22 protein-coding genes and 1 tRNA gene are annotated in these 22,061 nt (G+C 57.8%); 13 read left to right on the top strand and 10 right to left on the bottom strand.

What is annotated here, in order from left to right:
• Positions 1–48 precede the first annotated feature (48 nt).
• Genes H035_RS22580 through dtd form a run of 3 tightly spaced genes read left to right on the top strand, consistent with a single transcriptional unit; the run spans position 49 to position 2,605 of the window.
• A complete protein-coding gene (locus H035_RS22580) occupies positions 49–1,398 on the top strand; it encodes an NfeD family protein (RefSeq protein WP_022947782.1) in 1,350 nt (449 codons plus the stop codon).
• Positions 1,395–2,144, top strand: coding sequence for a slipin family protein (locus tag H035_RS0104380; protein WP_022947781.1), 750 nt, complete (start codon positions 1,395–1,397; stop codon positions 2,142–2,144). Before H035_RS22580 ends, H035_RS0104380 begins: the two co-directional genes overlap by 4 nt.
• Positions 2,141–2,605, top strand: a complete 465-nt coding sequence (gene dtd, locus H035_RS0104375) for a D-aminoacyl-tRNA deacylase (protein ID WP_022947780.1) — start codon at positions 2,141–2,143, stop codon at positions 2,603–2,605. The genes H035_RS0104380 and dtd overlap by 4 nt, the downstream gene beginning before the upstream one ends.
• Positions 2,606–2,676: 71 nt before the next feature.
• On the opposite strand, the gene rplI is transcribed toward dtd, so the two are convergent.
• From rplI to manA, 5 genes are all read right to left on the bottom strand, one after another.
• Positions 2,677–3,123: a 50S ribosomal protein L9 gene (gene rplI, locus H035_RS0104370; RefSeq protein WP_022947779.1), complete on the bottom strand. Its 447-nt coding sequence runs from the start codon at positions 3,121–3,123 to the stop codon at positions 2,677–2,679.
• 23 nt (positions 3,124–3,146) lie between these two features.
• Positions 3,147–4,013: a DUF2232 domain-containing protein gene (locus H035_RS0104365; RefSeq protein WP_152485964.1), complete on the bottom strand. Its 867-nt coding sequence runs from the start codon at positions 4,011–4,013 to the stop codon at positions 3,147–3,149.
• 56 nt (positions 4,014–4,069) lie between these two features.
• Positions 4,070–4,297, bottom strand: coding sequence for a 30S ribosomal protein S18 (gene rpsR, locus H035_RS0104360; RefSeq protein ID WP_022947777.1), 228 nt, complete (start codon positions 4,295–4,297; stop codon positions 4,070–4,072).
• Between the two features lie 34 nt (positions 4,298–4,331).
• Positions 4,332–4,739, bottom strand: a complete 408-nt coding sequence (rpsF, locus tag H035_RS18125) for a 30S ribosomal protein S6 (RefSeq protein WP_022947776.1) — start codon at positions 4,737–4,739, stop codon at positions 4,332–4,334.
• 151 nt (positions 4,740–4,890) lie between these two features.
• Positions 4,891–6,141 (bottom strand): mannose-6-phosphate isomerase, class I, encoded by a 1,251-nt coding sequence (gene manA, locus H035_RS18120; protein WP_022947775.1) that lies wholly within the window; start codon positions 6,139–6,141, stop codon positions 4,891–4,893.
• Between the two features lie 170 nt (positions 6,142–6,311).
• On the opposite strand from manA, the gene H035_RS0104345 reads away from it, so the two are divergent.
• From H035_RS0104345 to H035_RS0104320, 5 genes are all read left to right on the top strand, one after another.
• Positions 6,312–6,387 (top strand) — tRNA-Lys (locus H035_RS0104345).
• Positions 6,388–6,594: 207 nt separating this feature from the next.
• A complete protein-coding gene (locus tag H035_RS0104340; protein WP_022947774.1) occupies positions 6,595–7,650 on the top strand; it encodes a tyrosine-type recombinase/integrase in 1,056 nt (351 codons plus the stop codon).
• Positions 7,651–7,741: 91 nt separating this feature from the next.
• The gene (locus H035_RS0104335; RefSeq protein ID WP_152485963.1) at positions 7,742–8,350 is read left to right on the top strand and encodes a hypothetical protein; all 609 of its coding nucleotides are present in this window, start codon (positions 7,742–7,744) and stop codon (positions 8,348–8,350) included.
• 719 nt (positions 8,351–9,069) lie between these two features.
• Positions 9,070–9,357 (top strand): CHC2 zinc finger domain-containing protein, encoded by a 288-nt coding sequence (locus H035_RS21730; protein ID WP_200861526.1) that lies wholly within the window; start codon positions 9,070–9,072, stop codon positions 9,355–9,357.
• A gap of 2 nt (positions 9,358–9,359) precedes the next feature.
• Positions 9,360–11,462 carry a YfjI family protein gene (locus tag H035_RS0104320; RefSeq protein ID WP_022947771.1) on the top strand — a complete coding sequence of 701 codons (2,103 nt, stop codon included), beginning with the start codon at positions 9,360–9,362 and terminating at the stop codon, positions 11,460–11,462.
• Between the two features lie 236 nt (positions 11,463–11,698).
• On the opposite strand, the gene H035_RS0104315 is transcribed toward H035_RS0104320, so the two are convergent.
• A complete protein-coding gene (locus H035_RS0104315) occupies positions 11,699–11,929 on the bottom strand; it encodes a hypothetical protein (protein ID WP_022947770.1) in 231 nt (76 codons plus the stop codon).
• 631 nt (positions 11,930–12,560) lie between these two features.
• Between H035_RS0104315 and H035_RS0104310 the strand changes: the two genes are divergently transcribed.
• Positions 12,561–13,691, top strand: a complete 1,131-nt coding sequence (locus tag H035_RS0104310; RefSeq protein WP_152485962.1) for a hypothetical protein — start codon at positions 12,561–12,563, stop codon at positions 13,689–13,691.
• A gap of 375 nt (positions 13,692–14,066) precedes the next feature.
• Complete coding sequence (locus H035_RS18115) at positions 14,067–14,906, top strand: lytic transglycosylase domain-containing protein (RefSeq protein WP_022947768.1); 840 nt, start codon at positions 14,067–14,069, stop codon at positions 14,904–14,906.
• Between the two features lie 84 nt (positions 14,907–14,990).
• Here the strand turns inward: H035_RS18115 and H035_RS0104300 are convergent, their stop codons facing one another.
• The 3 genes from H035_RS0104300 to H035_RS0104290 all read right to left on the bottom strand — a co-directional run bounded on the left by H035_RS0104300 (position 14,991) and on the right by H035_RS0104290 (position 16,758).
• Positions 14,991–15,647 carry a LysE family translocator gene (locus H035_RS0104300; RefSeq protein WP_022947767.1) on the bottom strand — a complete coding sequence of 219 codons (657 nt, stop codon included), beginning with the start codon at positions 15,645–15,647 and terminating at the stop codon, positions 14,991–14,993.
• Positions 15,648–15,998, bottom strand: coding sequence for a DUF3147 family protein (locus H035_RS0104295; RefSeq protein ID WP_022947766.1), 351 nt, complete (start codon positions 15,996–15,998; stop codon positions 15,648–15,650). It lies immediately after the preceding gene.
• A 145-nt stretch (positions 15,999–16,143) separates the two neighbouring features.
• Positions 16,144–16,758 (bottom strand): cation transporter, encoded by a 615-nt coding sequence (locus H035_RS0104290; protein WP_022947765.1) that lies wholly within the window; start codon positions 16,756–16,758, stop codon positions 16,144–16,146.
• Between the two features lie 100 nt (positions 16,759–16,858).
• On the opposite strand from H035_RS0104290, the gene H035_RS21210 reads away from it, so the two are divergent.
• From H035_RS21210 to recD2, 3 genes are read left to right on the top strand one after another with little or no spacing between them, the layout of a single operon-like run.
• Positions 16,859–17,116: a type II toxin-antitoxin system RelE family toxin gene (locus H035_RS21210; RefSeq protein WP_084684827.1), complete on the top strand. Its 258-nt coding sequence runs from the start codon at positions 16,859–16,861 to the stop codon at positions 17,114–17,116.
• Positions 17,100–17,429 (top strand): helix-turn-helix domain-containing protein, encoded by a 330-nt coding sequence (locus H035_RS0104285; RefSeq protein WP_022947764.1) that lies wholly within the window; start codon positions 17,100–17,102, stop codon positions 17,427–17,429. The genes H035_RS21210 and H035_RS0104285 overlap by 17 nt, the downstream gene beginning before the upstream one ends.
• Before the next feature lie 30 nt (positions 17,430–17,459).
• Entirely contained in the window at positions 17,460–19,664 is a 2,205-nt protein-coding gene (gene recD2 / locus H035_RS0104280; protein WP_022947763.1) for an SF1B family DNA helicase RecD2, read from the top strand.
• Here recD2 and H035_RS0104275 read toward each other — a convergent pair.
• Positions 19,630–21,996: a penicillin acylase family protein gene (locus tag H035_RS0104275; RefSeq protein WP_022947762.1), complete on the bottom strand. Its 2,367-nt coding sequence runs from the start codon at positions 21,994–21,996 to the stop codon at positions 19,630–19,632. The two genes, recD2 and H035_RS0104275, sit on opposite strands and share 35 nt — an antisense overlap.
• Positions 21,997–22,061: the final 65 nt, after the last annotated feature.

Here is a 22,061-nt window from a genome sequence, read left to right as displayed (position 1 = left end):
GAGCGCGTAGGCTTATGCATACCACACCGCTCAAGACGAGAGCAAGGCATGAAGTTCATTTGGTTTACGGTCGCCGCCATCATCCTCACGGCGAACGCCGCGTATGCGAATCGAATCGTGCAATTGGATTTGGAAGGGCCCGTCAGTCCGGCCACCGCCGATTATATCGAACGCGGCCTTGACCGAGCCATCGACGCCTCGGCTTCGCTGATTATCCTAAGCATCGACACGCCGGGCGGCCTGGATGCCTCGATGCGCCAAATCATCAAACGGATGATCGCCTCTCCGATTCCCATCGTCGCCTATGTAGCTCCCAGCGGCGCCCGCGCCGCCAGCGCCGGAACCTACATCACCTATGCCGCCCACGTCGCCGCCATGGCGCCGGCCACCAGCATCGGCGCCGCCACCCCGGTCCAATTGGCCGGTCCCGGCAGCAGCCCCTTGCCCTCGAAGGACAAGAAACCGTCCGACGATCAGGGAGAAACGGCCCCTTCCACGGGCAACGCCATGCAACACAAGATGGTCAACGACGCGGTGGCCTACATCAAAGGACTGGCCAAATTGCGTGGCCGCAACGCCGAGTGGGCGGAGAAAGCCGTGCGCGAAGCCGCCACCCTCACCGCGGAAGAAGCCCTGCAACAGAATGTCATCGATCTGGTCGCCGGCGATGTGGGCGATCTGCTCAGGCAATTGGAGGACCGCAAAGTCGTGGTATTGGGGCGGGAAATCACCTTGCAGACTTCCGGGCTGCCCCTGAAAAAATACGAACCGGACTGGCGCACCCGCATCCTGACCCTATTGACCGATCCCAACATCGCCTACATTTTGATGCTGCTGGGCATTTACGGGCTGATCTTCGAATTCTCCAATCCGGGCGCCATCGTTCCCGGCGTTCTGGGATCCATTTGCTTGCTGCTGGCCCTGTTCGCCTTTCAGGTTCTGCCCATCAACTACGCCGGCTTGGCATTGATCGTCCTCGGGGTCGCCCTAATGACGGCCGAAGCCTTCGTCCCCAGCTTCGGTATTTTGGGAATCGGAGGCGTCGCCGCTTTCACCCTCGGCTCCATCATGCTCATCGATACCGGCGTGCCCGGTTTCAGCATCCACTTGGAACTGATTTTGGGTTTCGCCATCACCTCCGCCCTGTTGTTCGTGCTCGGCCTGGGCATGGTTCTCAAAGCGCGGCGAAGGCCGGCGGCGACCGGCTCCGAGGAAGTACTGCATAAAATCGCGGTGGCCTTGGAAGATTTCGACCGGGAAGGCTGGGTGCGTCTCCACAGCGAACGTTGGCACGCCATCAGCGAAAAACCGGTGCGCCGGGGAGAACAGCTCAAGGTATCGCGTCTCGACGGCCTGACCCTATTTGTCACACCACTGCGGGAGGAAGATGTCCCATGAATGCTCTCATCGTCGTCCTTGTTCTGCTTCTGCTGTTCATCCTCAGCGCCATCCGGATTCTGTGGGAATACGAGCGCGGGGTAATCTTTCTCCTCGGCCGCTTCTACAAGGTGAAGGGACCCGGCCTGATTTTGGTGATTCCCTTCATTCAGCGGATGAAGCGGGTAGACATGCGCACCATCGTGATGGACGTGCCGCGCCAGGACGTTATCTCCCACGACAACGTCTCAGTGCGGGTGGACGCGGTACTCTACTTCCGCGTGATCGACTCGGCCCGGGCGACGATTCAGGTGGAAAATTACTACGATGCCACCAGCCAACTCGCCCAAACCACCTTGCGCTCGGTCCTGGGCCAGCACGAACTGGACGAAATGCTGGCCGAGAGGGACAAGCTCAACGCCGACATCCAAACCATCCTCGACGAACAGACCGACGCCTGGGGCATCAAGGTGGCCAACGTGGAAATCAAACGGGTGGATCTGGACGAAAGCATGATCCGCGCCATCGCCCGCCAAGCCGAAGCCGAACGGGAACGGCGGGCGAAAGTCATTCACGCCGAAGGTGAAATGCAGGCGTCGGAAAAGCTGCTGGCCGCCGCCCGCACCTTATCCAAGGAACGCCAGGCGATCCTGCTCCGCTATTTCCAAACCCTGATCGAAATCGCGGGCGACAAATCCAGCACCATCGTCTTTCCGCTGCCGATGGAAATACTCAATCTGTTGAAGAAGGAAAACGGTAAAGAATGATCGCGGTATTGCAGCGCGTCACTCATGCTCGAGTCACGGTGGTCGGGGAAACGGTGGGAGAAATCGGCCGCGGATTGCTGATTTTGGCCGCAGTGGAAAAAGGCGACACCCCGGCGGAGATCAAGCGGATGGCCCAGCGCCTTCTGGGCTATCGAGTCTTTCCCGACCGGGAAGATCGAATGAACTTGAACGTCGTCGATAGCGGCGGGGAGTTGCTGCTGGTGCCGCAGTTTACGCTGGCCGCGGATACCCGCAAGGGCAACCGCCCCAGTTTCACGCCGGCCGCCGATCCCGATACCGGTCGACAGCTGTTCGAACAATTGGTAGCGGCGATCGGAACCCGATACTCAAAAGTATCCACCGGCCGCTTCGGCGCCAACATGCAGGTGAGCCTGACCAACGACGGTCCAGTTACCTTTACCCTCCGAGTGCCGCCATCGGTCGATCCTTCGCCGAATTGACGGCGGAGAGTCCATAAAGCGCGCCCCACCCGGCTCAACTACCGGGTCGTCGGGCGCGCGGCAATTGCGTTTTATTCCGGCTGAACCAGAACCTTGACGGTGGCCACCACATCCGGATGCAGCTGCAGATCGATTGGATGCTCGCCGGTCTGACGCAGCGGACCTTCCGGAAGATTCACTTCTTGCCGGGTCACTTCCACCCCGGCGGCGGTGACCGCCTCGGCGATGTTCTGGGTGCCCACCGATCCGTACAGCTTGCCCTCGGGACCGGCCTTCTGGGTAATCACCACTTCCAGCTCGGCCAATTTGGCCGCACGCGCCTGAGCCGCGGCCAGGGATTCGGCGGCTTTCTTTTCCAATTCGGCGCGGCGCTGCTCGAATTCGGCGATGCGTTCCGAAGTCGCCCGCACAGCCTTGCCCTGAGGAATCAAAAAGTTTCTGGCATAACCGGGTTTTACCTCCACCCGGGTGCCCAAATCACCCAAATTGGCGACTTTTTCCAGCAGAATCACTTCCATCGTCGTTTTACCTCAATCTCAATTTAATTCCCCGCCGGCATGAACCGGGCGCGCCAATCGAACCAGGCGTCGGTGAAACCGACCAGCGCGATCGGCGCGAACACGTGGGGAACGAATAACATCAATACATACAACACAGCCAGCAATACCTTCTGACCGCGTCCGGCAAGAATCGCGTGGAGCACGGCGGTTCCCGCCACCACATAAAGCACGCCCAGGACCACGAGCAGATTGACCACCGCCTCGTAGCCTTGACCCGTCAACACCACAGCCGCACCGGCCAGGCCTAAGGCCAGGTAAACCGAGGGTTTATGCAGACGCATGGTCAAGAACTCGCTCCGAAAACCGCCCGGGTTGAACAGCAACGATTGCCACCAACGCCCCAGCAATAAGCTCAACGCCAAGCTGGATACCATACCGGCGGCCATGACTCCCGTCATATAGCGGGCGATCGTATCCACGCGGGTCTTCCACTGGTCCGGGTCCAATCCGGCCTGGACCCCCAGGGAGCCGAAGACTTGTTGAATCCTTTCCTGCCAAAAGGCGGCCGGGGCGGGGCTGACCAGATAAATGAACACCACGCCGAGCAAACCCAGCAGGGTGACCGCTTCCAGGGTCCACCCCAGATCGCGGCTCTGGCGCAGCACCAGGGCCGCCCCCCATACGGGCAGCCAAAGCATCAAGCCGTAACCGACCGGCAAGATAAAGTTGCCCAGCACAATGGCGCCCAGAAGTCCCGCCGCCAGGGCGCCCGCCACCAAGGTATTGAGCCCCTCGCGCCATCCCATGCGCAAGCTGACCAAGGCCACCACCGCCGCCGCGAGCAAACTCAAGGGCGGCAACAGCAAGGACAGCATCAGGCACGTCGCCGCCACGGCAATGGCCTGCATGCGGCCGTGCATAATGAAAGTGGCCAGAAAGCGCATGGGACTGGAAAGTTGCGCGGTTACTTGTGGGAGTCGCAGTAAGGCAGAAGCGCCAAATACCGGGCCCGTTTGATCGCCGTGGCCAGTTGCCTTTGATATCTCGCGCTGGTGCCGGTGATGCGGCTGGGTACGATTTTACCGGTTTCGGTGATGAAATCCTTCAGAGTGTCGAGATCCTTGTAATCGATCTCCTTCACGCCTTCCGCGGTGAAACGGCAATATTTCCGCCTTCTAATATAACGTGCCATAGTTTGCCTCGCTTGCGTTAGTCTTTAATCGGGATCATTCGGAATCTTTGTTTTCCTTGTCGGCGTCCGTTTTCGTACGCTCCTCGTCCTTGTCGCCGGACCGTTCGGATTTGCGCTCCGAATCGCCTTCCTTGGCCAGCAACGAGGGTTCCGTGACGGCCTCCTCGCGCCGGATGATCAGATCTCGCAGAATGGCGTCATTGAAGCGGAAATGATTCTGGACCTCTTCGATGGTCTTCTGGTCGCACTCAATGTTCATCAAAATATAGTGCGCCTTGTGCAGCTTCTGGATCGAATAGGTGAGCGGTCGCCGGCCCCAATCCTCCAACCGGTGGATTTTGCCGCCGTTGTTCTCGATCATCGCCCCGTAGCGCTCCAGCATAGCCGGGACCTGGGGGCTTTGGTCCGGATGGACCAGAAATACGATTTCGTAGTGTCGCATAAATAGCTCCTTACGGTTTAAAAACAGCTTTCCACCCATGGCAGTAAAGCAAGGAGCGAATGACATCATTCGCTAAAATCAAACAGGTAATTTTACCCATACTAGCGAAAGATCACAACGATTACGCCGCCCTTCTGAGGCGCTCAAACTATTATATCGAACAGGCCGCCTGATAAATCACGACGTCGTCCTCGGACTGCAACCGACAACGACAACCGTGGGGAATCAAAAAAGACTGCCCTCGGAACAAGCGCATTTGACCGGTTTCCCAGTTCACCCGGACGCTTCCTTCCAAAACGATGCCCAAGCGCAGCGGACCTTCCGAGGAGTAAGTCCGACCGCAAGACAAATCCAAACAACTTAAGACGAATTCGTCCACCGGGGCCGGATACGCCGCCCCTCCTTCTTGATGGCGGGAAGAGAGGATCTCCGCTTTTTTGCCCTCGAATTTCACAATCTCCAACAAAGCGGGGACATCCACATGCTTGGGGGTCAAGCCGCCGCGCAATACATTATTGGAATTGGCCATGACTTCCACCCCCACTCCTTCCAGATAGGAATGGAGTTCGCCGGCATGCTGAAAAATCGCCTCGCCGGGCCGCAGGCAAAGAAAATTCAGAAGATAGAGGGAAAACAGCCCCCGATCGTGGTGCGCCCCCTGGGAGTAAAGTTCATCCGCCCGCAGCAGCCAATATTCGCGGCGGTCCTTGGGAAAAGGTCCCTCCCACCGCAATCGCGCCACCACAGGGGCCAGCATTTCGTCCACGACCGATTGCGGTAAGGTCATCAAATGATAGTAGAATTTTTTCAGCCCCTCATCCCTAAAGCGCTCGGCCAATCCCCGCCACTCCGGAATGCTCGCCAACTGATCGGCGATCTCCGACTCCGGACGGAAGCCCTTCAGGGCATAGAAATCGGTCAAGGCACACAATAATTCCGGCTTATGGTTGCAATCGCGGTAGTTGCGCCGCGGAGAATCCAGAGGGATCTTCAAGCGATGCTCCCGAGCGAAGCCCGCTTCGGCCTGATGTTTATCCGGGTGAACCTGAATCGACAGAGGCCGGCCGGCGGCCAGGATTTTCATCAAAAACGGCAACTGCCCTTGATATCTAATTTTCGCATCCGCTCCCAGCAAGCACTCCACCGCCTCCGGCAGCAGATCCGACAAAGAAACCCGGGTGCGGCCGATCACCGCCTGAGCGGGTAAATCCGGATGGGCGCCGATCCAGAGCTCCGCAAACGGATCACGGTCGGGATTGGTCTTGCCCAGCAATCGAGGAATGAAATCGAAATCCCCCCAAGCGTATTGCTGCACTCCGCAGAAGAGAGGGATCGGCCTGGGGCGCCGCACCAAAGATGCGATCGCGGCACCGAGCCGATCCAGTTCGAGTTCCGTATCCATTCAGACAGATCCTGGTTCCGGTTAAATCGCAATCACCCGCGATACTCAATCGATATCATCTCACTCAATATCATAGCCGGGTTCAAGCGCTTTGCCATGAAATTTACCGGCGATGCGCCAAAACTTGCATTTTTTCTATTTCCCCATTACCATAACCGACTTTCGTTTTGGGGCCGTTAGCTCAGTCGGTAGAGCACCGCACTTTTAATGCGATGGTCGTTGGTTCGAATCCAACACGGCCCACCAATAAAATCAAAGCCTTACGTGAAAGCGTGGGGCTTTTTTTATGTCCGTGGGACACTGACGGGACACTTGGAAAAAAAGATACCCCTTAAGCCGTGTTGTATCGTGACGTTCAGCGGTTTGTGATAAGCTACCAGAAATGAAAAACCCGGAAGGTGTTGCAGCACCAACCGGGTAAACCTACCACCAACCGATATAGGGGTATCGGCCATGGCAAGTATCGAAAAGCGTACCACAGAAGCCGGGGAAACTGTCTACCGCGTCAAGGTTCGACTGAAAGGGTATCCCACCCAAACCGCCACCTTCAAACGCCTGACAGACGCCCGTAAATGGGCGCAAAGCACGGAAGCCGCTATTCGGGAAGGTAGACACTTCAAGACGGCGGAAGCCAAGAAACACACCCTTTCCGACCTGATAGCCCGATATGAACGGGACGTTATCCCCACCAAGAAGCCCAAACAGCAAGTTGAATATGCCCGGCATTTACGCTGGTGGAAGGAACGATACGGCTATCTGCTGCTGGCCGACGTAACCCCCGCCACCATTTCCGAAGGCCGGGACGCCCTGCTATCCGAACCCCATGCAAAGGGTGGAAGGCGTGCACCGGCCACCGTAGCCAAGGCCCTAGCAGTCCTATCCCATGCTTGTACGGTTGCCGTGAATGAATGGGGGTGGCTTCAAGACAACCCCGCCCGCAAGGTGAAGAAGCCCACCTTCAATAATGGCCGTGTCCGCTTCTTGGACGATAACGAACGCGCCCGCCTGCTGAAAGCCTGCAAGCAATCAAGCAACCCCTATCTTTACCCCGTGGTGGTACTGGCCCTATCAACCGGCATGCGGCAAGGGGAAATAATGAACCTTGAATGGCATGACGTGGACTTGGCGAAGGGTTCCATTGTCTTGCACCACACCAAAAACGGGGAGCGACGCCGGGTGGCGTTGGTAGGCCCCGCGCTGGAAGTGTTGCGGGAACATTCCAAGGTTAGACGACTGGATAGCCCCCTGGTATTCCCCGGCAATACCGGAAAGCCCGCCCTGCTGCGCAAGCCTTGGTTGAATGCCCTAAAAGAAGCCGAAATAACCGACTTCAAATTTCATGACTTGCGGCATTCATGCGCTTCCTACTTGGCCATGAACGGGGCGACCCCAGGCGAGATAGCCGAAGTGTTAGGACACAAAACCCTGGCCATGGTGAAGCGGTATTCCCACCTATCGGAAACCCACATCCGGGGGGTTCTAGAAGACATGGCGCAAAAAGTATTCTGATACGTCCTGCTACACTTGCTACATTGCTACACATCCCCCGCAACCCCAGTAGCCATGCGGCCTGCAGCGATTTCCCCGGTTTGCTACGCCGTTGCTACACCTGCTACACCACATAATCAGTAAGGTTTTTATGGCACTTTCAGACTTCGAAAGCGATTTCATTCCCCTGCTTGAACGGGGCGAACTGACGCCCTACGAAGCTGCCCGCCTATGGCACGGCGATAACGACAAAGCCCGCTTCGACTTCCAGCGGTTGCTTGAAAACGCCTGCAAGCGTGGCGCGTTGAAGCCTTCCCGCGTCATCGAACCCCGCCCAATGGCACGCCATGGGTGGGAACACGTCAAGCTTGGTGGCGCGTTCTACGTGGGGCGGGAAACGCTGCGGGCATTCTTGAAGAAACACGACACATTGCCGCCGCCGGATACCCAGCTTTTCAAATGGCTGATAGCTGGGACGGAAACGCCTGGATATAAGATTAGGGAAGCAGCTTTTCTTTTGTGGGCCAAAAGAAAAAACCCCGACATACAGAAAATGACGCGCGAAGAAATATTCGAAAAGCTTCAATTCGATAACGACACCTTCGATAACGACACCTTCGATAACGACACCTTCGAAAAATTCCGTGAATTTTGGAGGGAATTAATTAAGCGCCACCCCCGATTCAAAAAGAACGCAGGGCGTCCGAGCAAAAAACCATAATTATGGGAAACCCACTTTCCCCAATTATTTTTTATCCCGCCAAAGCCCGCATACACCGCGCCATAAAATTAGGGGAAAATATATTCCCCCAATTATCCCCAATTTATTTTCAGAAAAAGGCTAATAGCATTGCCCGCGTCATTAACGAAAACGTGGGTAAACAACAATGCCTGAAACAAGACTCATCCCCCTAACAAAATGGGAAAACTTCCATCCATGGCCGAGCACCGGCGGTTTGCGTCATTTGGCGTTCTACCGCGATAAAAACGGCTTTGCCCCAGCTTTCGTCAAGGTCGGCCGAAAACTACTTGTCGACGAAGCCCGATTTTTCGAATGTGCCCGCCGGGCTGGGGGGGCGGAATGAACCAAACCACCCTTTACGGAAACGGCGACTTGCCGCCCGTGGTGCTTCAATACCCCAGTGCCGCCACCTTGGACGGCTTCGCGCTGGGGATGCTGCTGTCCGGACGACTGCTGGATAGCCCCGCATTCATTCGGACAACGGGTTCATGGCGCTTAGGTGCCGTAATGCACCGATTGCGCGGCATGGCTTGGCCGATAGAAACGATTGACGACGTGGCATTTCCTACCGCAAACGCGCCGTCTGAACGTCACCGCCCAGTTGCCCGATACAGATTGCCTGGATGGGCTATCACCATGGCCGGGACGCGCGGGCAGGAATTTTCAGCACGCAGCTTGGGGCTCTGGGGGTGGCGCGCATGAAACATGTATTTGACCTGGCGCGCCGCCAAGTACCTCCCGAACATGTATTTGCGCGGTATTTGCCCGAGATGAAGCGCAAGCAGAACGCCCAAGGATGGACGGACGGCGGACTATGCCCGTTCCACGACGACAACCGACGGGGAAGCTTTCGGGTGAACCTACGTACGGGTGGGTATAAGTGCTTCAGTTGCGGGGCTTCGGGTGGTGACACGATAAGCTTTGTCGCCCAATTCCACCGCATCCAGCCCCTGGACGCGGCCAAAATTCTAGCGGGAAGGGGGTGACTATGGACGGGATACCCCAAACATACGAAGGAAAGCGGTTTCGCTATGCCTGGCGCTACACCCAGGACGGCAGGACGTTGGGATTGGTGGCGCGCTATGACAAGCCCGGCGAAAAAAAAGTGGTGGTTCCATTCTTCAAGCCCAACGGCCAAGGCTGGAAACCGGGGGGGCTGCCTACCCCCCGGCCACTTTTCGGGATGGACACGATACGCCCTGGCAAGACGACTTTCGTTTCCGAAGGCGAAAAAGCCGCCGCCGCGTTGCATTCCTTGGGGCTGCCATGCGTGACTTCGCAAGGTGGAAGCCAGGCCGCCGCCAAGGCCGACTGGAAGCCGCTTCGGAATGCCGGACGTGTCATCATTCTACCTGACGCGAACGAACCGGGGGAAGGCTATGCAAGGGACGTTTGCAAGGCGCTGAGCGGCTTAGACAAGCCACCAAAGATACAGCTTGCCCGGTTGCCCGGCCTGCCTGAAGGCGGGGACGTGGTGGACTTCATCCAAGCCCGGTATGACGGCTGGGACGGCTTTTCACCCATCGATGAGGCGGACGTGGAAACGCTGCGGGAAGTGGTTTTCGCTGCCGTCAAGAAAGCCATGGAAGCGCCGCCGAAGGAATGGTTTGAAACTGCCCTGTCGGAATGGCCCGAACCCCAGCCCTTGCCGAACGATGGCAGCGAACCGGAACGATACCCCATCGAAATGCTTCCAGAACGCTTACGGGTGGCCGCCCAGGAACTGGAACGAAGCGCCTACGTCCCCGCATCAGCACCGGGCACCGTTGGCTTGGGTATGCTCGCCGCCGCCCTGCGCAAGTCCGTCATCGTCCAAGAGAAACGCGCGCTGCGACATTTTCCAACGTTCTTTATGGCGCTGGTCGCCGGAAGCGGGGAACGGAAATCGCCGGTTTTTAAGGCGTTGGAACAACCCGCCTTGAAATGGCAGGAAGCGAAGGGACCGGAATGGGAAGCCGAATTGGCGCGGGTAGCCGCCCACAATACCGCCCTGGACGACTTGGCCACCCAAACCCGACGGGACGCCAAAAAGGAAAAGCTGGGGCTGGACGTTCTGGCGCGCGACTTGGCGGACATTGAAGCGCAGCGGAAGAAACCACCCCCGGCTCCAAGGTTATGGACAAGCGACACGACGCCGGAACGCCTATTTCAGTTGATGCACGACCGCGATGGGGCTTTTTCTGTGCTATCGGGCGAAGGTCGAAAAATCGTTAACAATCTTCTTGGGCGCTATGAAAACGGCGGAACCGCCGAAGGCATTTACCTGGAAGGCATTTCGGGCGATACCATAAGCCGCGATAGGGTGGGCGGCCCCGGCGACATGCCAGACGAAAGGGTGATTCTCCACCCAGCGCTGAATGTTTGCGTCTATATCCAGCCCGACAAATGGGCGCAGCTTGCCGGACACACCACCATGCGCGGAAGCGGGCTGCTGGCGCGGATATGGCCCGTCGGCTTGCCTTCCCTGGCGGGCTACCGCCTAGAGGAACCCGACGACGACGGCATCGATGAAACAAAGCTGGAACCATTCTTCGACGTGGTACGCGCCGCCTTGGAAATAGAAGTTGGCACCAAGCCGCACGTGATACGGCTGGACGACGAAGCCCAGGAAGCACGGCGGGAACTGCACAACGCGATTGAAATTGAAATGCGGGACGGTGGCGCGTTTGCGGACTACAGGGACGTGGCAAGCAAGTTCACAAGCCAGGTCGTCAAGCTGGCCGGACTTTTCAGCGTCCTGGAGAACCCGGACGCGCTGAAAGCGGAATACAGCTACGTTTCATTGGGCACGTGGGACCGCGCGGAAGTGTTAGGCCACTGGCACCTGACCGAGGCAAAGCGCATGTTGGGAATGGCCCAAGGCACCGACGACGCCCGCCGCGCCCGTGCTGTGGTGGACTGGCTTCGGCAAAGCGGAAAGGAAACCGTCACCGCCCGGCAGCTTCAGCAATTCGGCCCAAGCCCACGTCCCAGGGCCGAAGAAGCAAGGGAAACGATGGCGATGCTCTGCGAATTGGGGTGGCTGAAGTTGGCCCCGCCGGAAAGGGATAAGCCGGGGGTGGTGTACCGCGTCCACCCTAAGCTGTCGTAGCTTTTGCAGCCGTGTAGCAGGCGTAGCAGACTGTAGCAAATTAGCTTGCTACGCCTTCAGCCCTAGGGGAATGCGGGCTACAGGGGTTTTTGTGGGACTGTAGCAAGTGTAGCAGGGCTTTTACGCAAACATTCGGGGAATTTCCCATCCATTGCCAAAAACCGACGCCGTGTAAGCCGATATAAGCGTCGAAACGAAGGCACCCAGGGGGGGTGGGCTACCCCAAGAAACCGCCATCACCCCAACCCTTCACTATCAACGGTGACAGATAAACCCACCACCGATGCCGTCACTTTGACCGAATAAGCAATGGCATTACCGCCCTGGTGGATAGCCAATTCCAGACTATTAGGGAAAGCTAATATGCTGCTGGCCCATGGGGGACTGAAAAACTTTCGAAAACCGCGCTGGTAGCTCGCCGCGCGGCTCTCGATGAGAACCAGGGACCCTCTGATAATCATTTTCATTCAGGAAATAATGCCTTCAATATCAATCACTTACGGCTTTCCGCTATCCGTATTGCCACCCCCGCTAGACAGTAGCCCCCACCTTCCGAAAGGCGTTCGAAAGCCTTGCACGGAAACGCAAATTGCGGACACTGAACACCCCGCCGCCAAACCACCCAAGCCCTGGAAGCCTTGCCTGGTAAGGGTTTACCCCATTGTCCCATGGGACACTGACGGGACACTTGTACACAAAATAGGGCGATATTCGGCAATACGACACCACACAAGCAATAAGATAAGTTACTGTTTATCCAAGAATTGTTACGTGGTGGCGTATACGGGGAATGGGCGGTATCCCACTTTTAATGCGATGGTCGTTGGTTCGAATCCAACACGGCCCATCATACATTCTCCCTATCTCCTCCCATATCAAACTAACCCGATCCTCTCGGGTGCTGTAGCCACCGTTATCTTCGTTAGGATGCGCCGACAAAGGAAACGCATCGTTCGCGATTTGCAGTCATGCTGAAATATTCCCTGCCCGCTCCATACGGACGGTATGCAACTGCAATAATGGACTATACTTTCCATTATATTATGACCACCACTGGTCACTAACGATTGGGCACCCCTCATCCAAGGCTTCGCTTTCATGAATGAAATAACCTTCCTGAGACGCAAAAGTCCGCTTGCCTTTACCGTTATGCTGAATTTATTGCCCATTCTTCTTCTCACCCTTGGCTTTCCATTGCTCGGTATCGACTTTGAGGAAATCGGTCCCCGCCTCATCGAAGAATTGACGAAAGACCCATTACAGTTGGTGCTGTTGGGCGGTTCCGGCGTGGCGGCTGTGGCGATATTTCCATTTCAACGGCGGTATCAAAATTCGGCTCGCTTGTTTGTGGATGGACAAGGAATCCGTTTCAGTTCGGGGCTTCCTGCATGGCTGGGTCGCCAACTCGAACGTGACTGGCCGCTGAGTTGGAACGAGGTGAAAGGCGCGGTTCTTCACCCAGGCGTGCAAAGAAATGCGATGGAGTTGATACTGACCGGACGAGACGGCAAACGGCGACGGATTCGTCCCGAAATGTGGCGCGCCTCGAGTGACCGGGAAAAATATATCCCGCTACGGCTGCGCAGGCTGACGCGGGACGATTTGCAAGCGGCCCTGATTAAGCACCTCTTGTTGCGCCAGGTACGAGCGGCGGGGATTCCGGTAGAAATCGCCGCGCGACCGCCGACCAAAGTGCGCGGCAGCGACTTGACCAAAGTCCCGGAAGCGATGCTGGCCATCGGCGTATTGGCACTGCTTTCTCTCTACGGCATTGTGGACGGATATATTCTCGCCCCCTATATATCTGTCGATCCGCTGCCTTGGGAATTGCTCCTGGGAAGCGGCGCGATCGTAGCCGGGTCGACAGGTCTCCTCCTCAGAGACACCGGGCTGTCCAAACTCGAAGTGGTGGTATTTGCCGCGCTGGTCGGAGTCGGCGGTGCCCTGGCGGCCTATCCGGGAGCGCTGCGCGTCAACGCTGCCACAGACGAAATCGGCCCCCGCAACCGAGGATTTCAACTTCAGGAGGGCTCGATTCTGAAAGCCGATGATCCCCGGCTTCCCCAAATCCGGGCGCCGCTGGATCGGGAATTCTGGACGAATCAGACAATCGGCAGCCGCTGGGAATTTCGGTTGTATAGGGGCATCTTGGGATTTTGGCAGTACGAGCGGAAGCCGATTTTGGAGCGAATTCGTGCCTATCATCTCGAGAAAAACAAGAGGAGGTGACCTGGAGAAACGTCTTTTTTTGGCATTGGAAATCGAATAGGCAGGCATACGGAAAGCAATTGGAATATATTCACAGGCATTTGAAGGCGCTGACCTGGAAACTTGTAATTCTCTAATTTCTCCACAGCATAACTGTCGCATGATGGGTAGAGGCGATAGCCAAAATCCAATCTTGTCCAATCCTCTGGTTTCGCTGCGCTCTACCCATCCTACGCGGGCTTCTTTCACTGGCTGCACAGTCCTAGTCAAACTTGAATTGAATAGCGACATCAATCACAATGAATTTCCGATAGTTGGAAACAACATCGGCATCGAGTCGAACGATGTTGAACAAGATCTTTTTTCGCTTTCCGCAACTTTGGGCGATATTTCAACATGAACCGCTCGAGTGCCTCCTCCTTCTTCGCATGCTCCTTGCTGGGAGTAGTGCGGCGTCTGGTCTTTCTCCTGCTGATTGTTACGCACCCCACCATCACAATAGCCGACTCACCCTCTTTGTATTCGCGCGAATTATGGAAAAAAGGGGTGCGTTACGAACTCGGGCAAGGCGTGAGGAGCGATTACAAACGAGCTTATAGATATTACTGCTATGCGGCCAAATTGGGTAATCCCAGTGCGTTCTTTAGTATCGGATGGCTGTTCATGGCTGGCAAGGGGTTGAAGCGCGATCTGGCGGTTGCCTTAGGTTGGTTCGAACAGGCTGCCGCATTGGGTGATGCACAAGCGGCAAGAATACTTAAAAAGTATGGTTCCATCCAACCCAAATATGATTCGCGTTGCTCTTTCAGGAAAACCAATATCACCAAGATCCAGATAACAAATTGGGTGCGGTCCATCGCGCCCCAATTCAAGGTTGACCCGGAACTCGTGCTCGCCGTGATCAATGCTGAATCTGCTTTTGACCCCAACGCGTTGTCCGCGAAAAATGCTCGGGGACTGATGCAGTTGATTCCCGCCACCGCAAAACGGTTCGGTGTCAGGAACGTTTGGAATCCTGTCGAAAATATCAAAGGCGGTTCAGCATATTTAAACTGGCTACTACGGCATTTCAAAGGTAACGTGAGGCTCGCATTGGCTGCTTATAATGCCGGCGAAAATACCATTCAAAAATACCAAGGAATCCCCCCTTATAAAGAAACCCAGAATTACGTGCGCAAGATAATTGCAACCTATGGAAAAACACGCCACCCAATTCCACCCCCGGTAAGGGAATAGATCGATCCAATAGTTTGTAAAAATGGGTAGAAGCGATAGCCGAAACCCATCTTGAACCAATCCTCTATTCATCGATAGGTTTAGCTATCTTAGCCATAAGAAGCTCCCAATCCCGACAATCATACTCCCAGCGGTAACATTGATGGCTCGAATCGATTTTGAGTTTCTAAAACCAAACCCGGCCCTATCCGCCATAAATGCATAGAAAATCTTCGGCCCACCGACTGCGACGGTAGCGATTGCCAAAATAATGCCGGTATCCAAAAAAGAAAGGGTGGACACATCCACAAATGCCGAAAAAAAACCGAGGTAAAACAAGATCACTTTCTGGTCGGCCAGTGTAATCAGCAGACCTGTCAGAAAGCTCGAAGGCATGGCGGTCCTAACTCTTCCTTCCACTCCCCCGGCATTGGGTTTCGATAGGCAAAGCATGACCCCCAGCCAAATCAGATACGCCCCGCCCAGATACTCGATCAAAGCAAAATGACTGCCCATCCAATCCGTCAGAAGCGACAGGCCGTAGATGGCAACGAGTATAAAAACGATGTCGCCGACCACAATGCCGGCGGAGGTCAGAACGCCGTGGGAAAAACCCAGCGTCGCGGATCTGGCCGAAACGGCCAAGACGCTAACGCTCGGAGCCAGTGCCCCGAGAACCATGATGCCAGCCAGGGTGGCCATGTTGGTCAAGGTCAGGCTAGTTTCCATCGGAAAAAGAGTACGCTTCTTTTGAACAATCATTCATAGCTTCACGCCGCAGTAATTCAGGAGCGAGACCATGAGAAAATAGCATCCGACGGTGATTACGATGGAAATACCCATGCTGAGATAGAAGTTAACGCCATGCTTCAATAATAGCGGCAATGTCACGAATAGGGCCAATGAAGGGAGAACCAGCCAGAACACGCTCGAGGCCAGTTCGCCGACCTTGGCGACGTCCCGAGTGTCGATATAAAGCCAGATCATTCCGAGCACCGAAACTAGTGGAATCGAGGCCAGGATGGCGCCAACCAGCGAGCTCCATTTGGCCACCTCGGATATCGCCACGATCAGGAGCGTCGTGACCGCGATTTTGACCAAATAATAAGTCAAATTGCCTCTTTCCTCCTTATGAGATGCCGGCTTGCAGCATGTCGAGTGTGTCGAGTCCCGTCTTCAGCCAATGTTGACCATACCCTGCTGCAATGAGCAGCGCAACGAGGAACGCCGCTTGCGGTTATGTCTGTTGCTGGTATTGTTAGGAGCTCCGTCGAAGCTCCGCCAGTCCCGAGGAAATCACCCGTATCGACGAACGCATCAGGAGCCACAGAAGGCCCAGCGCGACCCCGATATCGGGCCAGCCCGATCCGGTGAGCCAGACCGCGCTGGCGGCCACGAACACGGAAAGATTGGTGGCGATGTCGTTGCGCGAGCACTCCCACACCGAACGCATATTCACGTCTTCGTGGCGATGTCGCCAGAGCAGGTAAAGGCAGAGGGAATTGGCGACCAGGGCGAGCAGGCTGAATGCGCCCATGACTTCAAATATGGGGATGCTGGGGACATAGAGTTTGTAGACGATCTGGGCGGCGACGGCACACGCCGCCAGGAAAATCAACCCGCCCTTGAATAGCGCGACCCTGGCTTTTGTCGCGGCGCCCCTGGAGACGGCATACAAACTGAGGCCGTAGGTCAGGGCGTCCCCGAGGTTGTCCAAGCTGTCCGCCAGTAAAGCCGTCGACCGGCCATAAAGCGCCGCCGCCACGATGACCAGGAACATGAGGACATTGATGGCGAGCACCACTCGCAGGGTGCCCCGCTGCCTTTGCCGAAGGGCGTCTAGCGCACAATTGTCGTCACAGCAACCGCTCATTACGAAAGCCTCACTGAAAAAAGGGGCGCTTCCTAAATTCGGGCACCCCAACCCTTATTACGGGTGTTATAAAGCTTATTGAAGACTTATAATTCATGCTATGAATACGCTCAAATGGACGGTCAGAGCAACTCGGCAGCTTCGCAAAATCAAGGATGTCACCATACAGAAGCGCATTTATCGCGAAACACAGACGCTGCGCGATTTCCCGAACTGCACAGGCGTTAGACGCCTGACTAATCATGATTATACCTACCGACTTCGAGTGGGCAATTGGCGAGTGTTCTTCGAGTTCGACGGGGAAATCAGAGTTGTTTCGACTGAAGAGGTGAGAAAGCGCAATGAACGAACCTATTAAGTTCCAGACCATTCTTGGCTCGGACGGCAAGCCGGCCTTTGTGGTGATCCCCTATGAAGAGTTCCGGAAGCGGTATGACCTCGAGCACCCGTTGATCCCCAACGAGGTGGTCGGGATGATGGTTGAGGATAACCTGACCCCGATACGGGCCTGGCGCGAGTATCTGGGGCAGACGCAAGCGGAAGTCGCCAGGCGTATGGGGGTCACTCAAGCGGCGTTCGCCCAACTTGAAACCTCCAAACGCCCGCGCAAATCCACCCTGCGCCGAGTAGCGGATGCACTCGAACTTTCCTTCGAACAATTGGATTTTTAACCGCCACTTTCTCCAGGCCGACAACCCCATATGCCGTCCTCCTCACCTTCCGAACCCAGCGAACCGCGCGAGCATCTGTCCGGCGCGATCGAGCGGGTCACTTTCCACAGCGAGGAAACGGGATTCTGTGTCTTGCGGGTCAAAGTCCGGGGGCAGCGGGATCTGGTGACCGTCGTCGGTCTTGCTGCGAGCGTCACGCCCGGGGAATACCTGGACGCCTTCGGCCATTGGATCAACGACCGCAACCACGGCCTGCAATTCAAGGCGGATCATCTGAAAATCGTTCCCCCATCCACCCTAGAAGGCATCGAAAAATACTTGGCCTCAGGGCTAGTCAAGGGCATCGGTCCCCATTTCGCCAAAAAATTGGTCCGCGCCTTCGGGGAGGCGGTGTTCGACGTGATCGAGCAAACCCCCGAGCGCCTGGAGGAACTGGAAGGCATCGGCCCCAAGCGGCGGGAACGGGTGATGGAAGCGTGGGCCGAGCAGAAGGTGATCCGGGACATCACGGTATTCCTCCAGTCCCACGGCGTGGGCACTTCGCGGGCGGTGCGCATTTACAAGACCTACGGCGACCGAGCCATCGCCAAAGTCACCGAGAATCCCTACCACCTGGCGCTGGACATCTGGGGGATCGGCTTCAAGACCGCCGATCGCCTGGCCCGGAAGCTCGGCATTCCCGAAGACTCCATGCTCCGGGCGCGCGCCGGGGTTCGCCATGCCCTGCAGCTATGGTCCGAACAGGGTCACTGCGCGGCACCTCGGGAAAAACTGGTTTCCGAAGCGTGCCAACTGCTGGAAATTCAGGAAGCGACCATCGCCGAAGCCATCGACGCGGAACTGGCCGACGACAATCTGACGGCGGATGCGACAAGCCCCGATGAGGCCGCCCGATCCGGGGAACTGATTTACCTGACGCCCCTCTATCGTGCGGAAGTCGGTTGCGCGGAGCATCTCAGGAGACTGATGTGCGGCATGCCGCCCTGGGGGAAAATCGAAGCGGCAAAAGCCATCCCCTGGGTGGAGGAAAAAACCGGGCTGACCCTGTCCGCCTCCCAGCGCCAGGCGGTGGCCACCATGCTCGACCACAAGGTGAGCATCGTCACCGGCGGTCCCGGCGTCGGCAAGACCACCTTGGTCAACAGTCTGCTCAAGATCCTCCGGGCCAAGCATATGTGGGTGCTGTTGTGCGCCCCCACCGGACGGGCGGCCAAGCGGCTGAGCGAAACCACCGGGATCGAGGCGAAGACGATCCACCGTCTGCTGGAATTCGACCCCAAGGCCTATCGCTTCAAGCACGACGACACCCATCCCCTGGAGGGGGATCTGTTGGTGATCGACGAGGCCTCCATGATGGATGTGGTGCTGATGAATCAGCTCCTCAAGGCCGTGCCGGATCGCGCCGGCGTCCTCGTTGTCGGCGACGTGGATCAATTGCCTTCGGTCGGCCCCGGCGCGGTGCTGGCCGATCTGATCGATTCGGGCGCGATCGCCACGGTGCGGCTCACCGAAATTTTCCGCCAGGCTTCCCGCTCGAGAATCATCGTCAACGCCCACCGGATCAACCGGGGCGAATCGCCGATCGCCAAGCGCGATTCCAGCAGCGATTTTCATTTGATCCACGCCGATTCGGCCGAGGATCTGTTCGCCAAGCTGATCCAGGTGGTGACCGAACGCATCCCGCGGCGCTTCGGTTTTCATCCCATCGACGACATCCAGGTCCTGGCGCCCATGAACCGCGGCGGCCTCGGCGTGCGCGCCCTCAACGCCGAACTCCAGGCGCGGCTGAACGGGGAAAGCGGGCCCAAAGTGACCAAATTCGGCATCGACTTCGCCCCGGGAGACAAGGTGATCCAGCGGGTCAACAATTACGACAAGGAAGTATTCAACGGCGACATCGGTCGCATCGACCAGATCGACCTGGAACAAAGCCTGGTGGCGGTGAATTTCGACGGCCGCCGGGTGGAATACGACCTGTCCGAACTGGACGAAGTCACGCTCGCTTATGCGGCCAGCATCCACAAAGCGCAAGGTTCCGAATATCCGGCGGTGGTGATTCCTTTAGGAATGCAGCATTACCTCCTGCTGGAACGGAATCTCCTTTATACCGCGGTCACTCGGGGCAAAAAGCTGGTGGTGGTGATCGCCGAGCCCAAGGCCCTGGGCATGGCGGTGCGCAATCGCAAGGCCGGGCGGCGAATCACCCGCTTGGCGCGGCGCCTGGAGGATGCCTAGGCCGCAGTCGCAGGACGTGCCGCGCCGGCCCGGGCAGGAACGGCGCTTCCCTACCCTCGGCCCAGTCGGCATAGCCGTCGGTGTAATACGGCGACAGAGGATGGCCGCTCTGCCCGCCGGGCATGTGGAACAAGCCCTCCGATTCGTGTCCCGGCGCCACCGCCATCCGCATGGAAGCGCCGAAGCTGGGCGTCTGCACCCGCGGCATATGGCGGTCGCCCGGCAGCGGCAAGGGAGGAAGATTCAGCCAGGCGCCGAGCAAAGCGGATTGACGACCGAGGGGATGACGAATCTGCACGGTGTTGTAGGCACCCCAGGTGTATTTCTGCGGCGCCGCTTCGGCGGCGGCGATGACGGCTTGGGCGGCATCTGAAAGCAGCTCCCGCCATGAGGCGAAGCGCGGATTGAGCAAGTGAGGCGGCCGCATGCTCACCATCCGCCAAAGGGGTCCTTCGGTTTGGGGAATCGCGCTCCAATCGAATGTGGGATCGGCTTTCACGCAAGCGGCGGCGAAGGGGGCGAAGGCGCGTTCATAGACTGCGTTGCGGAAGGCGCGCACCAGGCGGTAACCCACCGAATCCGCCGCGGCGCGGCCGCTGTCGATTTGCACCGCCTCCATCACCGCCGGCGGCGCTTCGGAAAGGCGGGACATGGTTTCCAAGAACAACCGCCGCCAGCGTTGAAGAAACAGTGCCCGATCGTCGAGCTGGATGGACAGCATATCCGCCTCGGCGAAATGCTCGCCAGCGCGCAGATCGTCGCGGATCTGAGCGGCACGGGCGCCCAGATAATAACCGCCGTTGCCCAGGCGGGCATAGGCGTCTCCGGACACGGCGCGGGCGTTGGCCGACCAAAGCCGTCCGCCGTCGGGCTCCACGATTTGGGGAATCTCCGACGGGGCGAGCCATCCATCCCAACCCAGTCCCGCGCGCCAACTGCGGGGACGGCGGGTATCGCCCGGCGAGCGGCGCGGAATGGGTCCGGCCAAAGTCCAGGCGATGGCGCCGTCGGCATCGGCCAGGAGGATATTCTGAGTCGGGATTCGAGTGCGCTGGGCGACGGCCACGCCTTCCCTCACATCGTCGACCCGTTCCAAGCCGAGCAGGCCGAGGTCCATGGGGACATGTTCGTGCGCCACCCAATGCAGGGCGAGTTCCCGACCCCGATGGTCGCGGCCGATGACCGGCCCCCAGCGGGTCTCGCGGATAATGATTTGCTCATCGGGAACCCCGCGGATCCGGATGGTCTCCTCGTGGCGCACAAAGGGTTCGGGACCGTCCGGAGTCAGATAGGCATCCGGGTAATCCGGAATCGAATCGATCGCCACCAGGTCCATGAGATCGATGTAGCTGTTGGTAAAGCCCCACGCCACCTTGCCGTTGCTGCCGGCCACCACCAGCGGCGTCCCCGGCAGGGAAACGCCGGTCACGCGCCGTTCGGCGCCGTCTTCTTCGAGTACCAGCGACAAGCGATACCAGGTATTGGGCAACCCCAAGGGGAGATGCATGTCGTTGGCGACCATGGCGGCGCCGCTCTCGGCCAATACCCCGCTCACCGCCCAGGCATTGCTGCCGGGCCCGGGGCGCCGTTGCGAGGCGGACAGGAAAGACGACGCTTGTTGTACACCGAGATCGACAATGTCCGATCCCGGCATGAGCGGAACAAGCATCCGACCGCCGTCCAGGGGCGCATCCCAGGAAGTCCCGAGAGGGGCGAGGAATGCGTACAATTCAGGTCCCCAAACGTCGTACAGAACGCCGAGGGCGGTCTCCCTCTCCAGCGCCTCCCCTTGGAGTACCAGATACATGGCATAGCCCGTCAGCAAGCCGTCTTCCACCGCCCAAGGTCGCGGGCGGGACATCAAGAGAAGATATTCCGGAGGCGCCGCGGTGAGTTCTTTTAAACCGGCGTTCACTCCTTCGGCATAGGCGCGCAGAATCTTTCGTTGAGATCGAGGGAGCAGTTGCAGCGCTTGGCGCGCCCGGGCGCGGAAGCGATGCACTCGGGCGGCGCGATCCGCTTCCAGCGCCGCCGACCCGAACAATTCCGACAATTCGCCCCCCGCCCGGCGCCGCAGCAGATCCATCTGAAAGAATCGGTCCTGGGCGTGCAAAAATCCGGTCGCGAAGGCCAAATCGGCCCGGCTCGCGCCTCGTACGGTCGGCACCCCGTGGGCGTCGCGCTTAATGCTTACCGTCTTCTCCAGGCCGGTCGCCACGCTAAGCTCACCGTCCAGGGTGGCCAAGCCGGCGCGCAACAAACCGAACGCCACACCGATCCCGATCACCGCCAACATGACGATCAACCATAGCAAACGTCGAAATAGAACCATCCCGGTCGCCCTTCGTCATAATTTATTCGGAGACCGAGGACAACTTGTCCCCTGCCTCGGTGGAT

The organism is Methylohalobius crimeensis 10Ki (genome assembly GCF_000421465.1).
Lineage (GTDB): Bacteria > Pseudomonadota > Gammaproteobacteria > Methylococcales > Methylothermaceae > Methylohalobius > Methylohalobius crimeensis.
This window is presented reverse-complemented; position numbering and strand designations above follow the sequence as displayed.